This window comes from Vogesella margarita (assembly GCF_028548475.1).
GTDB lineage: Bacteria > Pseudomonadota > Gammaproteobacteria > Burkholderiales > Chromobacteriaceae > Vogesella > Vogesella margarita.
In genome coordinates this window covers 29,630-43,474 of sequence record NZ_JAQQLE010000007.1, presented here as the reverse complement: position 1 = coordinate 43,474, position 13,845 = coordinate 29,630, and the positions used below count along the sequence as shown (strand labels likewise).

Here is a 13,845-nt window from a genome sequence, read left to right as displayed (position 1 = left end):
TAACCAATTGATTTTTATCGGCAAATGTTTTTTCGGTGTAGTGAATTGTCTACATGGTTTTTGTTGATTTTAATGTCTCTCAGCCGGTTTTATTGGCAAATAAAAACACTGGAGAGACAGCATGAAAAATACTTTTATCGCCGTGGCGATTATGGGCGCCTTTTCTTCCGCAGCGATGGCGGAGGATTTTATTAAACTGACCGGCAAGGCGGAAATCGGTTTTCACGCCTTCAGGGAAAACGGCGTATCGAAACGCGAATTCCAGGATGCCGGCTCCGAACTGAATGTCGTCGGCCAGGCCGATATCGGCAATGGCCTGACCGCCTTGCTGCAGGTCAATACCGACGTCAAGCTCGACAACAGCAAGGGCAGTGACCATTTCGCCAATGGCGATACCTTTGTCGGCCTGCGCGGCGATTTCGGTACCGTCAAGCTGGGCCGCGGCATCAATGCCTATGGCGACGGCTATTTCAAGGCCAATTTCTACAAGTACGACATCAGCCCGGCCAATGCCGGCATTCCGTCCGGCGGTGGCGACAACCGTGGCGCATTCAAGTATGAGGCGCCGTTGCTGGACGGCCTGGCGCTGTCGCTGAGCTACGCCCCGGGCAAGGACAAGACCGACAGCACCCGTGCCACCGACGCCTGGGCGGTCAGCGGCACCTACGAAAAGGGCCGCTTCGGCATGCGCCTGTCGCAGGCCGGGCAGAGCAGCGTCGATGGCCGCAGCAAGCAGGACACCCTGCTGGCCTTCAAGGTACTGCCCACGCCGGGCCTCACGCTGTCGCTGGAGCTGGACCGCGCCCGCAACGAATCGGGGCAGCGCCAGCTGGCTAGCGCGACCTATGCGGAATACAAGCCGGCGCGGCTGGGGCTGCGTGCCGGTTACCTGACCGCCAGCGACGCGGGCTTTGTGGCCGGCAGCCGGCAGCGTACGGCCTTGCTGGGGGTGGACTACGATCTGTCCGCCAGGAACAGCCGCTTCCAGACCAGCCTGTTCGTGGAGGCGAGATCGGACAAGCTGGACGGCGGCCCGCGCAATCGCGACCTGATCGCCGGCGTGCACATCGGCTTCTGAGCGACGCCGTGCGGCAACCGCGCCTGCCGTTGGTGGCAGGCGTTTTTCATTTGGCAACGGCCGGCATCCTGTCCGGCCAGGAAGGACAACACGATGAAGACGGAATGGCCGCAACTGGTCGCGCTGGGCGAGGCGCTGACCGACCTGATCGACGATGGCGCTGGCCGCTGGCTGGAGCGCTGCGGCGGGGCGCCGTGGAATGTGGCGCGCATCATGGCGCAGTGGGGCGTGGGCAGTGCCTTTGCCGGTGCGGTCAGCCGCGACTGCTTTGGCGAGCGCCTCCTCGCGGCCAGCCGCGACGCCGGCCTGGACCTGCGCTTCTTGCAGCAGTACGACCAGTCGCCGCTGCTGGCGATGGTGTACGGCACGCAGCCGCCGCGCTACTTTTTTGTCGGCGACGACAGCGCCGACTTGTACTTCGATCCGACTTTGCTGCCGCAAGGTTGGCCGCAACACGCGCAGTGGGCGCTGTTCGGCGGTATCAGCCTGGCGCGGCCGCCGCTGGCCGGGCGGCTGCTGCAGGTGGCGCAAGCGCTGAAACGGCAGGGCGTGCGCCTGTGCTACGACCCGAATTTCCGGGTGCTGATGGACGAGCGCTACGACCCGATGTTGCGGGGCATGACCGGACTGGCCGACGTGATCAAGGTATCGGATGAGGATCTGCACGGGCTGTTCCGTCACCACGACGTGACGGCGGCGCTGGCCACGCTGCAAGAGTGGCAGCCGCAGGCGCTGATTATGCTGACCCGGGGCGCGGCAGGGGCCGAGCTGTGGCAGGGCGGCGTCTGCCTGGCCCGTTGCGTGCCGCCCTCGCTGCGGGTGGTCGATACCGTGGGCGCCGGTGATGCCAGCATGGCCGGACTGCTGTACAGCCTGATCACCCGGCCGCAGGCGACGGCGCAACAGCACCTGCAGCAGGCGGTGGCCAGCGGCAGCGCCGCCTGCCGCCTCGCCGGCGCCAATGTGCCCGCGTTGGCGGAGGTGACGGCCTTGCTAGACTGACGCAGCGCGCAAGGTTGGCCGCAGGCGGGGGCGATGCCGGCGGCAACCCTTCCTGCAGCAGGGTTGGCGCTGGCCGTCGCGCGCGCGATAATCGATGGTTTGCCGGCATTAACGCCTTCGCGCCGTCGCGGGGCGGCAATGCAATCGCCATCGTCCCGCCACAGGTCCGCCCCATGCGCCGAATGCTTGCCCTGCTACTGTGTTGCTTCAGCCTGCCCGCGATGGCGCTGTCGGTGACCTTCATCAATCCGGGCAAGCACGACGAGGTGTTCTGGCTGACCGCGACGCGGGCGATGCAGGCGGCGGCCGACGATCTCGGCATCCGGTTGCAGGTGTTGTATGCCGAGCGCGAGCATCCGCGCGTGCTGGCGCTGGCGCAGCAGATCATCGCGCAGCCGGCGGCGCAGCGGCCGGATTACGTGGTGTTCAGCAACGACTACGGCACCGCGCCGGAGCTATTGCGCCTGTTCGAGGCCGCCGGCATCTGCAGTTTCATGGCCTTCAGTGGCCGCGACGACCAGCCGGGCCAGCCGGCGATCGGCCTGCCGCGCATGAACTTCCGCCACTGGCTCGGCTCGCTGGAGCCGCGCGCCGAGGACGCCGGCTATCTCACCGCGCGCGCGCTGATCGAGCGCGGGCGCCGTGCCGGCCTGCCGCGTATCAATGGCAAGCTGCCGCTGCTGGCCATCGGCGGTGACCGTTCCACGCCCAGCTCGCTGCGGCGCAGCGAAGGCCTGCGCCGCGCGGTGAGCGAAGCCGGCGACGTGGTGCTGCTGCAGGAGGTCCACGCCGGCTGGAGCCAGCAACGGGCGCAGGAGCAGGGCGATTGGCTGTTCCGGCGCTATCCGCAGGCGCGACTGCTGTGGGCCGGCAACGACCTGATGGCCTTTGGCGCGATGGACGCCTGGCGCCGTCGTGGCGGCACGCCGGGCAAGGATGCCTTCTTCAGCGGCATCAATACCTCGGCGCAGGCGATGGCGGCACTGCGCGACGACAGCCTCAGCGCGCTGGCCGGCGGCCACTTCATTGCCGGTGCCTGGTCGCTGGTGGTGCTCTATGATTTCCATCATGGGCACGACTTTGCCGACGAAGGACTGGAGCTGGTGCGGCCGATGTTCACCCTGTTCGACGACCGCAGCGCGGCGCGCTTCATGCAGCACTACGGCAAGCTGGATTTCAGCCGTGTCGATTTCCGCCGTTACAGCAAGCAGCACAACCCGCGCTTGCGCCGTTACAACTTCGATTTCCGCCAGTTGCTGTAAGTAAAAACCAGCATGAAAACCGCCAACTACCGACCGCTCGCCCATGTGCTGATCCGCCGCATCGTGCTGCTGGCGACCGCCTGCGCGCTGCTGCTCAGCGTGGTGCAGGGCGTGCTGACCTACCGCCAGGTGCAGCAGCGCTTCGAGGCCACGCTGCAGGACATCGTCAGCAGCAACCTGCCGATGCTGTCGGTGGGGATCTGGGACATCGAGACCGAGGCGGTGCGCCGTCAGGTGGAAACCATCGTCGCCAAGCCGGAGATCGGCTACGCGCGGCTGAATGTCGCCACCGGCCAGGTGTTCGAAGCCGGCGACGCCGCGCTGTTGCGGGCGCAACCCTTGCGCCGTTTCGAGATCCCGCCGCCGAACAACCGTGGCGAGCCGCTGGGCACGCTGCTGATCGCGGTGCAGCCGGCGCTGCTGTACCAGGCGCTGACGCAGGCGCTGCTCGCCGTCTTCATCGGCTACCTGCTGCTGACGCTGCTGATCTGCAGCCTGGTCGCCTACGTGCTGCGCCGCGAGGTGGAGCGCCCGCTGCGCGGCATGGCCGATTTCGCCAGCCGGCTGGCGCCGTCGTCGCTGACCGCGCCGCTGCAGCTGTCGCGCCCGGCGCGGCCGCATCACGACGAGATCGACCTGGTGGCGCACGGCTTCGCCACGCTGCAGGCGGCGATCAGCCGCCACATCGACACCCTGGACCAGCAGGTGGAGGAGCGCACCCGGCAGCTGGACGCCGCGCTCAGCGACATCCGCGAGCTGTCGATCCGCGACGGGCTGACCGGCTGCTACAACCGCGCGCTGCTCAGCGAGCGCCTGCCGTCGGAGCTGGAGCGCGCGCAGCGCTACCGGCGGCCGCTGGCGGTGGTGTTCTGCGACGCCGACCACTTCAAGCCGGTCAACGACCGCTTCGGCCATCTCGCCGGCGACGAGGTGCTGCGCGCCATCGCGCAGCGCATCAGCAGCCAGCTGCGGCAGGACATCGACTGGGTGGTGCGCTTCGGCGGCGAGGAGTTCGTCATCGTGCTGCCGGAGACCGACCTTGCCGCGGCGCTGGTGACCGCGGAGCGACTGCGCGCGGCGATCAGCACCTCGGTGATTCTCGCCGACGGGCGCACGGTGCAGATCACCGCCAGCCTGGGGGTGGCCGCGTTCCAGAGCGGCGAGGACGTGGAGAGCCTGCTCAACCGCGCCGACACCCAGCTGTACCTGGCGAAGCAGGGCGGGCGTAACCGGGTGATGGGCTGATCGTCCGCGGCGGCATGTCCGCGTCTGTCGTCGCATTGCGGCCAACCTTGCTTCAAGGTTGGCCGCAATGTTTTGCGCGCAGCATCACCGCCGTCGGCAACTTGCTTCATACCCTATGGGGGTATAGTATGGAGCAAGTACCGATCATCTCCGGAGCCGTGCCATGTCTGCTACCCGCATCACCCTGCCTGTCGAGGGCATGACCTGCGCCGCCTGCGCGCTGCGCATCGAGAAAGTGCTGTCACGCCAGCCGGGGGTCAGCGCCAGCGTCAGCTTTGCCAGCGAAAGCGCGCAGATCAGCTACGACCCGCAGCAGCGCAATGTCGGGCAGCTGGTGGCGGCGATCGAGCAGGCCGGCTTCAGCGTGCCGCCGCAAACGCTGCAGCTGGAGATCGAGGGCATGACCTGCGCCGCCTGCGCCGCGCGCATCGAGAAGGTGCTCAACCGCCAGCCGGGGGTCAGCGCGACGGTCAATTTTGCCAGCGAAACGGCGCGGCTGCAGCTGGCGCCGGGCGCACCCGACAGCACGCAGCTGCTGGCGGTGGTGAGCCAGGCCGGCTACGGCGCCCGCATCGCCGAGGAACAGGGCGAGGACGGCCGCGAAGAGCGCGCCGCCGCGCGCTACCGGCAGGAGCTGCGCTGGTTCTGGCTGTCGGCGGCGCTGACCCTGCCGCTGCTGCTGGAAATGGTGCCGATGCTGCTGGGCCGCCATCACGGCTATCTGCCGCGCGACTGGCAGCTGCTGCTGGCCACGCCGGTGCAGTGGCTGGTCGGCTGGCGCTTCTACCGCGGCGCCTGGCACGCGCTGCGCGGCGGCGGCGCCAATATGGACGTGCTGGTGGCGCTGGGCACCGGCATGGCGTGGCTGTGGTCGGCGTGGGTGACGGTGGCCGGCTGGTCGCAGCAGCACGTCTATTTCGAGGCCAGCGCGGCGGTGATCACGCTGGTGTTGCTGGGCAAGCTGCTGGAGGCGCGCGCCAAGGGCCGCACCGCCGGCGCCATCCGCAGCCTGCTGGCGCTGACGCCGAAAACCGCCCGCGTCGAGCAGGACGGCGTGGTGCTGGAGAAGCCGCTGTCGGCGCTGCAGGCCGGCGACGTGGTGCTGGTGCAGCACGGCGAACGGGTGGCGGTGGACGGCACCGTGATCGACGGCGCGGCGGTGCTGGACGAGAGCCTGCTCACCGGCGAAAGCCTGCCGGTGGAGCGCCGCGCGGGTGACAGCGTCTACGCCGGCACCCACAACCAGGGCGGCATGCTGAAGGTGAGCGCCACCGCGGTCGGCAAGCGTACCCAGCTGGCCGCCATCGTGCGCCGCGTGGCCGAGGCGCAGGGCAGCAAGGCGCCGATCCAGCAGCTGGCCGACCGCATCTCCGGGGTGTTCGTGCCGGTGGTGGTGGTCATCGCCGCGTTGACCTTCGCCGCCACCGGGCTGCTGACCGGTGACTGGCAACAGGCGCTGATCCACGCGGTGGCGGTGCTGGTGATCGCCTGCCCCTGCGCGCTGGGGCTGGCGACGCCGACCGCGGTGATGGTGGGCATGGGCAACGGCGCGCGCCGCGGCGTGCTGTTCCGCAATGCCGCGGCGCTGGAGCACGCGGCGGGGATCCAACTGCTGGTAGTGGACAAGACCGGCACCCTCACCGAAGGCAAGCCGCAAGTCAGCGACCTGCTGCCGCTGACGGAGGTGGACGAGAATGGCCTGCTGGCGCTGGCCGCCGCTGCCGAGACCGGCTCCGAGCATCCACTGGGGCGTGCGGTGGTGGCCGCCGCCGGCGCCCGCGGCCTGTCCCTGCCGGCGGTGAGCGACTTCCGGGCGCACGTCGGCCAAGGGGTCAGCGTCACGCTGGCCGGCAGCACGCTGCGGGTCGGGGTGCCGGACTGGGCGCTGGGCAGCGTGCCGGCGGCGGCGCAGCCGTGGTACGCGCAGGGCAAGACGGTGCTGGCGGTCAGCCGCGACGGCGTGGCGCTGGGGCTGATCGCGCTGGCCGACCAGCTGCGCGCCAGCTCGGCGCAGGCGGTGAGCGCGCTGCAGGCGCAGGGCATCCGCGTGGTGATGCTGACCGGCGACAAGCCGGCCAGTGCCGGGCACATCGCCGCGCAGGCCGGCATCGCCGAGGTGCACGCCGCGCTGCGGCCGGAGGACAAGGCGGCGCTGGTCAAAACGTGGCAAGAACAGGGGCAGGTGGTGGCGATGGTCGGCGACGGCGTCAACGACGCGCCGGCGCTGGCCGCGGCCAACGTCAGCTTCGCCATGGGCGCCGGCTCCGATGTCGCCATCGACACCGCCGACGTGACGCTGATGGCCGGCGACCTGCTGCACCTGGTCGACGCCATCCGCCTGTCGCGCGCCACGCTGGGCAAGATCCGCCAGAACCTGTTCTTCGCCTTCGTCTACAACGTGCTCGGCCTGCCGCTGGCGGCGCTGGGCCTGCTCAATCCGGTGATCGCCGGCGCGGCGATGGCGTTAAGCTCGGTGTCGGTGGTCAGCAATTCGCTGCTGCTGCGCCGCTGGCGCTAGCTGGTAGTGGGTGTTGCGGCCAACCTTGTGCGCGGCCCGCGATCCGGCTGCGTTCTTCTCCTCAGCCCAGCGGCACGAACCACTCCTCGTGCCGCGCCAGCGCCGCCAGCAGCGGCCGCGTCGCCAGCGCGTCTTGCAGCACCTGCTGCAGCGCGTCGGCGTCGGCCACCGGCTCGTACACTTCCATCCAGGTCTGCGCATCATCGCGGCGTTGCAATAATCTGCCCTTGATGCCGGTTGTTTTTTCTATTTCTGCCATTAGCGACGCTATCTGTTGCCGGATTGGCAGAATGTTGTCCTGCACGCGGTAGTAGACGTAAAGCGCGGCGGCCATGTTTACTCCTTTTGCACTGCAAAAATAAGGTTATGATAGCCGCTTCGATAGCGACAGAACGGGACGGTAGCATGCAGGCGGGTGAGGGCAAGTTGACCCTGGTGGTGATCGGCGTCGGCCTGATCGGTGGCTCGTTCGCGCTGGCGCTGAAGCGTGCCGGCAAGGTTGGCCGCGTGATCGGGGTCGGGCGCTCTGCGGCCAACCTTGCGCGCGCCGTCGAGCTGGGCGTGATCGACGAGGCCAGCCACAGTGCCGTCGACGCGGTGCGCCACGCCGACATCGTGCTGGTGGCGACGCCGGTGGGCCAGATGGCGCGCGTGTTCGCCGAGATCGCGCCGCAGCTGCCGGCGCACTGCGTGGTCACCGACGGCGGCAGCACCAAGAGCGACGTGGTGGCGCTGATGCGCGAGCATCTGTCTGCCCAGCTGGCGCAGTGCGTGCCGGCGCACCCGATTGCCGGCTCCGACCTGTCCGGCGCCGCCGCCGCGCAGTACGGCCTGTACGACAACCGCCGCATCGTGGTCACGCCGCTGCCGGAAACGGCGCCGGCGGCCGCCGGACTGGTGCGCGAGCTGTGGCAGGCCTGCGGCGCACGCGTCTACGAGATGAGTGCCGCCGAGCACGACGCGGTGTTTGCCACCGTCAGCCACCTGCCGCACCTGCTGGCTTTCGCCTACGTCGACATGATCGTCGGCAAGCCGGACGGCGAGCGCTGTTTCGATTTCGCCGCCACCGGTTTTCGCGACTTCACCCGCATCGCCGGCAGCCATCCGGAAATGTGGCGCGACATCGCGCTGGCCAACCGCGACGCGCTGCTGGCGGAGCTGGACGGTTACCGCGCGGCGCTGGACAGCCTGCGCGCCGAGCTGGCCAGCGGCGACGCGGCGGCACTGACCGCGCGTTTCGAGCGCGCCCGCGAGGCGCGCCACGGCTGGCACCAGAAATTCCTGCGGGGCAATGCATGAGCGCGCCGCACGCCACCACCATCTGGGTCGACGCCGACGCCTGTCCGGCGGTGATCAAGGACATCCTGTTCCGCGCTGCCGAGCGCACCGCCACCCGCACCGTGCTGGTCGCCAACCAGCTCTTGCGCGTGCCGCCATCGCCGCACATCCGTGCGCTGCAGGTGCCGGCCGGTTTCGATGTGGCCGACAACCACATCGCGCAGCAGGCGCAGCCGGGTGATATCGTGGTGACGGCGGATATTCCGCTGGCGGCGCAGGTGGTGGCCAAGGGCGCGCTGGCGCTGAACCCGCGCGGCGAGCTGTACAGCGACGCCACCATCCGCGAGGCGCTGGCGCTGCGCAACTTCATGACTGAGCTGCGCGACAGTGGCGTGCAAACCGGCGGCCCGGCAGCATTCAGCCAGCGCGACCGCGCCAACTTCGCCGCGCAGCTGGACAAGCTGCTGCACAGGTTGGCCGCAAGGCGCTAAGGCATCGGCCATTGAGCCGAGGAGCGTGCCGGCAGCAAGGCCTCGTAGCGCATCTGAGCCAAGACGGTGCAACACACAGGGGTGTTACTGGCGGCGCTTAACCGCCACTGGCGCGAATCACCCCCTCCTTATCCGCCGGCTGCCAGCCTTCCGGTTTCAGTATCTTGCCGTCTTCACGGCGCACGACCTTGCCGTCCACGCACTTGGCGAGGTTGGCCGCATGGATGGCCGCGAACATCTCTTCCAGCGGCAGGCCTTGCGACAGCAGCAGGCCGATCAGCACGTTCAACACGTCGACGCCCTCGGCCGCCAGCTCGGCGCGTAGCCGCGTCTGCCCGGCTGCGTCCGCCTGCGGCAGCTGTCGGTAGTCCTGCAGCGCGGTCATGAATTCCTGCCATTCCTCCTGCAACATGGTTTGCCACATGCTCAGCGCTTCGGCGTGATACTGCGGCTGGGCGGGGAGGTTCATGTCGAAGCGCTGCATGAAATCGCGGCGCAGAGCGAATGGATTGCTCATCTTGTGTTTGATGTGGTTTTGAAACGCAATATTTTGTGTTCTTGCGTGGCGGCTGGCAAGTCGATGGCATGAAAAAAGCCGCTGCATGGCAGCGGCCTTGTCGGGGCAGGGGGGGGGGCGATCAGTTGGCCGTCAGCTTGCCCAGCACCTCGAAGTAGTCCGGGAAGGTCTTGGCTACGCACTTGGGGTCGTTGATCACCACCGGCGTGCCCAGCAGCGCTACCAGCGAGAAGCACATCGCCATGCGGTGGTCGTCGTAGGTGTCGATCTCGGCATTGGGCGTCAGCGTTGCCGGCGGGGTGACGCTGATGCTGTCCTGCGTCTCCACCACCGTGGCGCCAACCTTGCGCAGTTCGGTGGCCATCGCCGCCAGGCGGTCGGTTTCCTTCACGCGCCAGCTTTCCACGTTGCGGATGGTGGTGGTGCCGTTGGCGGCCAGCGCCGCCACCGCGATGGTCATCGCCGCGTCCGGAATGTGGTTGAGGTCGACGTCGATCGCCTGCAGGCCGCCGGCCGGCGCGCGCGCCTCGATCCAGTTGTCGCCGATGCTGATCTCGGCCCCCATCAGCGCCAGCGCGTCGGCGAATTTCACGTCGCCCTGGATGCTGCTGAGGCCAACCCCTTCCACCCGTACCGGGCCACCGGCCAGCGCGCCGGCCGCCAGGAAGTAGGAGGCGCTGGAGGCATCGCCCTCGACGTGGATCTCGCCCGGCGAGCGGTAGCGCTGGCCGCCGGCGATGCTGAAGCGCTGCCAGCCGTCACGCTGCACCGGCACACCGAAGCGCGCCATCAGGTTGAGGGTGATCTCGATATAGGGCTTGGAGATCAGCTCGCCGACCACCTCGATGGTGACTGCCTCGCCGGTCAGCGGCAGTGCCATCAAGAGCGCGGTGAGGAACTGGCTGGAGACGTTGCCCTTCACCGGAATGACCTTGCCGCTGTTGACGCCGGCCGGCTTGATCTGCAGCGGCGGGTAGCCGTCGTTGCCGAGGTAGGCGATATCGGCTCCGGCCACGCGCAGCGCATCGACCAGGTCGCCGATCGGGCGCTCGTGCATGCGCGCCACGCCGTGCAGGTGGTAGTGGCCCTGCATCAGCGCCAGCGCTGCGGTCAGCGGGCGGAAGGCGGTGCCGGCGTTGCCGAGGAACAGGTCGGCTTCCTTGACCGCAAACATGCCGCCGGTGCCGTGCACCAGGAAGTCGCGGCTGTTGCCTTGCTGCTGGACGCTCACGCCCAGCGTGGCCAGCGCTTCCAGCATGCGGCGGATGTCGTCGGAATCCAGCAGCTCGCGCACCAGGGTCGGGCCGTCGGCCAGCGCGGCCAGCAGCAGGGTGCGGTTGGAGATGCTTTTGGAGCCGGGCAGTTTTACCGTGCCGGCGAGGCGGGGAATCGGGTGCAGCGTCAGTTGTTCCATGGTGCTCTTGTTCGTTGATTCTGTTCGGGGGGCGGTAGGGGCCGCGGTCTGCGCCGGTCGCGCGCGGGGCGCGCCGGCATCGGATGATCTCTGTACCGACTGTACCGTTATTGTGCATTGCCGCGCAAACATCCGCTGTGGCGGCGGCTGCGTTACAATAACCGGTTTTTCAGTCAGGCTTTTCTGTCATGCCCATGCTCCGATCCGTTATTACCATCGATGGCCCGTCCGCGTCCGGCAAGGGCACCGTGGCGGCGCTCGTTGCCCGCGAACTGGGTTTCCATTATCTCGATTCCGGCGCGCTGTACCGCCTGGCCGCGCTGTACGCGCTGCGCGAGGGGGTGAGCTGGGAGGACGAAAACCAGGTCGCCAGGTTGGCCGCACAGCTGCCGGCGGCCTTCCACGACGACAAGGTGTGGCTGGATGGCCACGACGTCAGCGCCGCGATCCGCGCCGAGGATATCGGCATGGGCGCCTCCCGCATCGCCGCGCTGCCCAGCGTGCGTGCCGCGCTGCTTGAGCGCCAGCGTGCCTATCAGCAGACACCGGGACTGGTGGCCGACGGCCGAGACATGGGCTCGGTGGTGTTCCCGCGCGCCGAGCTCAAGGTTTTCCTGACCGCCAGCGCCGAGGAACGTGCCGCGCGGCGCTATAAGCAGTTGATCGCAAAAGGGGAATCTGCTAATCTCCTTCAGATTCAGCAGGATATTTGTGATCGTGACGCGCGCGACGCGGCACGGAGCGTTGCCCCGTTGAGACAAGAACCGGATGCCCGTTTGCTGGATACCTCCGCCCTGACCATTGACCAGGCGGTCAATCAGGTGCTGCAGTGGTTTCGCGAACGATAAAGGCGCCCGGTTGTTCATTTTTGTAGCACGCTGCTTCGGTTTCCTTGCACCGGCAGCCCTCAAACCTAACCCCGCGTGACGCAAGGCATGCAACAAGAGTAAATCTGATGACTAACCTCGTAATGGATAGCTTCGCCGCCCTGTTTGAAGAGAGCCTGGCTCTGCAAGAAATGCGCGCCGGTGAAGTAATCACTGCTGAAGTCGTGTCCATCGACTCCAACTTCGTTACCGTTAACGCCGGTCTGAAGTCCGAGTCCCTGATCCCTGTTGAAGAATTCAAGGGTGACAATGGCCAGGTTGAAGTAGCAATTGGCGATTTCGTCACTGTTGCCATCGACTCCCTGGAAAACGGCTTTGGCGAAACCAAGCTGTCCCGCGAAAAAGCCAAGCGTCTGGCTGCGTGGATTGACCTGGAAGAGGCTCTGGAAGCTGGCAAGATCCTGTCTGGCGTGATCAGCGGTAAAGTCAAGGGTGGTCTGACCGTTATGGTTAACGGCATCCGCGCCTTCCTGCCGGGTTCGCTGGTAGATGTACGTCCGGTGAAAGACACCACTCCTTACGAAGGTAAGGAAGTTGAGTTCAAGGTTATCAAGCTGGATCGCAAGCGCAACAACGTGGTTGTTTCGCGTCGTGCGGTTCTGGAAGAAACCCTGGGCGAAGAGCGCAAGGCACTGCTGGAAACCCTGCGTGAAGGCCTGGTGGTTAAAGGTATCGTCAAGAACATCACCGACTACGGTGCGTTCGTTGACCTGGGCGGTATCGATGGTCTGCTGCATATCACCGACCTGGCATGGCGCCGTGTGAAGCACCCGTCCGAAGTTCTGGCCGTTGGTGACGAAGTGGAAGCCAAGGTTCTCAAGTTCGACCAAGACAAGAACCGCGTTTCGCTGGGTCTCAAGCAGCTGGGCGAAGATCCGTGGGTGGGCCTGTCCCGCCGTTACCCTGCCGGCACCCGCCTGTTCGGCAAGGTAACCAACCTGACCGACTACGGTGGCTTTGTCGAAATCGAACAGGGTATCGAAGGTCTGGTTCACGTGTCCGAAATGGACTGGACCAACAAGAACGTACACCCATCCAAGGTAGTTCAGGTGGGCGACGAAGTTGAAGTCATGATCCTCGAGATCGACGAAGACCGTCGTCGTATCAGCCTGGGCATGAAGCAGTGCCAGGCCAACCCATGGAACGCCTTCGCTGACGACTTCAAGAAGGGTGACAAGATCAAGGGCGCCATCAAGTCGATCACCGACTTCGGCGTGTTCGTTGGTCTGCCAGGCGGCATCGACGGCCTGGTTCACCTGTCCGACCTGTCCTGGAACGAGACCGGCGAAGAAGCCGTTCGCCGCTTCAAGAAGGGCGACGAAGTTGAAGCCGTGGTTATGTCCATCGACGTTGAGAAAGAGCGCATCTCCCTCGGCATCAAGCAGCTGGAAGGCGATCCGTTCAACAACTACGTTGCCATGAACGACAAGGGCGCGCTGGTTAAGGGCGTGGTGAAGTCTGCTGACGCCAAAGGCGCCGTGATCCAGCTGGATAACGACGTTGAAGGTTACCTGCGTGCTTCCGAAGTGTCGCGTGACCGCGTTGAAGACATCCGCACCCACGTTAAAGAGGGTGACGAAGTTGAAACCGTGATCATCGCTGTTGACCGCAAGGCCCGCTCCATCAGCCTGTCGATCAAGGCGAAAGACATGCAGGAAGAGAAAGCCGCTCTGGGCGCGATCTCTGCTGATGCCAGCGCGAACGTGTCTGCCGGTACTACCAGCCTGGGCGCCCTGCTCAAGGCTAAACTGTCCGGCGGCAACGAATAAGTGATGGATATGACCAAATCTGAGCTTATTGCGAGGCTTGCCGAGCGTTATCCTCAGTTGGTCGCCAAAGATGCTGAGCTGGCCGTCAAAACCATTCTGGATGCGATGGCCGGCAGCCTGGCAAAAGGGCAGCGAATCGAGATTCGCGGCTTCGGTAGCTTCGATCTGAACTACCGTCCGCCGCGGGTTGGCCGCAACCCCAAGTCCGGCTCCAGCGTTGTCGTTCCTGAGAAATACGTGCCTCACTTCAAGGCAGGCAAGGAGCTGCGCGAACGCGTGGATCTGACCCAGGGGGCTTCCGAGTAAGCTTCCGATGTGCCTGTCTGCAAAACGCTGCGGTTTACCGCAGCGTTTTTTTATTCCGCTTCCGGCTTGGGGGGGCGC

The 13,845-nt window shown here is 66.4% G+C and carries 13 protein-coding genes; 10 read left to right on the top strand and 3 right to left on the bottom strand.

The window, feature by feature from the left end; translation table 11 throughout:
• Positions 1-121 precede the first annotated feature (121 nt).
• From PQU96_RS08880 to PQU96_RS08860, 5 genes are all read left to right on the top strand, one after another.
• Positions 122-1,078, top strand: coding sequence for a porin (locus PQU96_RS08880; protein ID WP_272771954.1), 957 nt, complete (start codon positions 122-124; stop codon positions 1,076-1,078).
• Positions 1,079-1,171: 93 nt separating this feature from the next.
• Positions 1,172-2,080, top strand: a complete 909-nt coding sequence (locus PQU96_RS08875) for a carbohydrate kinase family protein (protein WP_272771953.1) — start codon at positions 1,172-1,174, stop codon at positions 2,078-2,080.
• Between the two features lie 173 nt (positions 2,081-2,253).
• Positions 2,254-3,342 (top strand): ABC transporter substrate-binding protein, encoded by a 1,089-nt coding sequence (locus tag PQU96_RS08870; RefSeq protein WP_272771952.1) that lies wholly within the window; start codon positions 2,254-2,256, stop codon positions 3,340-3,342.
• A 12-nt stretch (positions 3,343-3,354) separates the two neighbouring features.
• Positions 3,355-4,587: a GGDEF domain-containing protein gene (locus tag PQU96_RS08865; RefSeq protein ID WP_272771951.1), complete on the top strand. Its 1,233-nt coding sequence runs from the start codon at positions 3,355-3,357 to the stop codon at positions 4,585-4,587.
• Positions 4,588-4,750: 163 nt separating this feature from the next.
• Positions 4,751-7,105, top strand: coding sequence for a heavy metal translocating P-type ATPase (locus PQU96_RS08860; RefSeq protein ID WP_272771950.1), 2,355 nt, complete (start codon positions 4,751-4,753; stop codon positions 7,103-7,105).
• 61 nt (positions 7,106-7,166) lie between these two features.
• Here PQU96_RS08860 and PQU96_RS08855 read toward each other — a convergent pair whose 3' ends face one another.
• The gene (locus PQU96_RS08855) at positions 7,167-7,439 is read right to left on the bottom strand and encodes a DUF4936 family protein (protein ID WP_272771949.1); all 273 of its coding nucleotides are present in this window, start codon (positions 7,437-7,439) and stop codon (positions 7,167-7,169) included.
• A 71-nt stretch (positions 7,440-7,510) separates the two neighbouring features.
• Between PQU96_RS08855 and PQU96_RS08850 the strand changes: the two genes are divergently transcribed.
• Together PQU96_RS08850 and PQU96_RS08845 are read left to right on the top strand one after the other, a co-directional pair.
• Entirely contained in the window at positions 7,511-8,404 is an 894-nt protein-coding gene (locus PQU96_RS08850; RefSeq protein ID WP_272771948.1) for a prephenate dehydrogenase, read from the top strand.
• Positions 8,401-8,874 (top strand): YaiI/YqxD family protein, encoded by a 474-nt coding sequence (locus tag PQU96_RS08845; RefSeq protein ID WP_272771947.1) that lies wholly within the window; start codon positions 8,401-8,403, stop codon positions 8,872-8,874. Before PQU96_RS08850 ends, PQU96_RS08845 begins: the two co-directional genes overlap by 4 nt.
• Positions 8,875-8,971: 97 nt before the next feature.
• On the opposite strand, the gene PQU96_RS08840 is transcribed toward PQU96_RS08845, so the two are convergent.
• Both PQU96_RS08840 and aroA read right to left on the bottom strand, forming a co-directional pair.
• Positions 8,972-9,391 carry a pyrophosphohydrolase domain-containing protein gene (locus PQU96_RS08840; RefSeq protein ID WP_272771946.1) on the bottom strand — a complete coding sequence of 140 codons (420 nt, stop codon included), beginning with the start codon at positions 9,389-9,391 and terminating at the stop codon, positions 8,972-8,974.
• A gap of 121 nt (positions 9,392-9,512) precedes the next feature.
• Positions 9,513-10,805, bottom strand: coding sequence for a 3-phosphoshikimate 1-carboxyvinyltransferase (aroA, locus tag PQU96_RS08835; RefSeq protein WP_272771945.1), 1,293 nt, complete (start codon positions 10,803-10,805; stop codon positions 9,513-9,515).
• A gap of 194 nt (positions 10,806-10,999) precedes the next feature.
• Between aroA and cmk the strand changes: the two genes are divergently transcribed.
• The 3 genes from cmk (at position 11,000) to PQU96_RS08820 (ending at position 13,767) form a co-directional block, all read left to right on the top strand.
• Entirely contained in the window at positions 11,000-11,653 is a 654-nt protein-coding gene (cmk, locus tag PQU96_RS08830; protein WP_272772120.1) for a (d)CMP kinase, read from the top strand.
• Between the two features lie 107 nt (positions 11,654-11,760).
• Complete coding sequence (rpsA, locus tag PQU96_RS08825; protein ID WP_272771944.1) at positions 11,761-13,461, top strand: 30S ribosomal protein S1; 1,701 nt, start codon at positions 11,761-11,763, stop codon at positions 13,459-13,461.
• 9 nt (positions 13,462-13,470) lie between these two features.
• On the top strand, positions 13,471-13,767 hold the full coding sequence (locus tag PQU96_RS08820; protein ID WP_272772119.1) for an integration host factor subunit beta: 297 nt from the start codon (positions 13,471-13,473) through the stop codon (positions 13,765-13,767).
• Positions 13,768-13,845 lie beyond the last annotated feature (78 nt).

Coding starts and splice junctions, on each gene's coding strand:
- PQU96_RS08880 (WP_272771954.1), top strand. CDS start 122: ATGAAAAATACTTTTATCGCCGTGGCGATTATGGGCGCCTTTTCTTCC.
- PQU96_RS08870 (WP_272771952.1), top strand. CDS start 2,254: ATGCGCCGAATGCTTGCCCTGCTACTGTGTTGCTTCAGCCTGCCCGCG.
- PQU96_RS08820 (WP_272772119.1), top strand. CDS start 13,471: ATGACCAAATCTGAGCTTATTGCGAGGCTTGCCGAGCGTTATCCTCAG.
- PQU96_RS08865 (WP_272771951.1), top strand. CDS start 3,355: ATGAAAACCGCCAACTACCGACCGCTCGCCCATGTGCTGATCCGCCGC.
- PQU96_RS08840 (WP_272771946.1), bottom strand. CDS start 9,391: ATGAGCAATCCATTCGCTCTGCGCCGCGATTTCATGCAGCGCTTCGAC.
- PQU96_RS08855 (WP_272771949.1), bottom strand. CDS start 7,439: ATGGCCGCCGCGCTTTACGTCTACTACCGCGTGCAGGACAACATTCTG.
- PQU96_RS08875 (WP_272771953.1), top strand. CDS start 1,172: ATGAAGACGGAATGGCCGCAACTGGTCGCGCTGGGCGAGGCGCTGACC.
- PQU96_RS08850 (WP_272771948.1), top strand. CDS start 7,511: ATGCAGGCGGGTGAGGGCAAGTTGACCCTGGTGGTGATCGGCGTCGGC.
- rpsA (WP_272771944.1), top strand. CDS start 11,761: ATGACTAACCTCGTAATGGATAGCTTCGCCGCCCTGTTTGAAGAGAGC.
- aroA (WP_272771945.1), bottom strand. CDS start 10,805: ATGGAACAACTGACGCTGCACCCGATTCCCCGCCTCGCCGGCACGGTA.
- PQU96_RS08860 (WP_272771950.1), top strand. CDS start 4,751: ATGTCTGCTACCCGCATCACCCTGCCTGTCGAGGGCATGACCTGCGCC.
- cmk (WP_272772120.1), top strand. CDS start 11,000: ATGCTCCGATCCGTTATTACCATCGATGGCCCGTCCGCGTCCGGCAAG.
- PQU96_RS08845 (WP_272771947.1), top strand. CDS start 8,401: ATGAGCGCGCCGCACGCCACCACCATCTGGGTCGACGCCGACGCCTGT.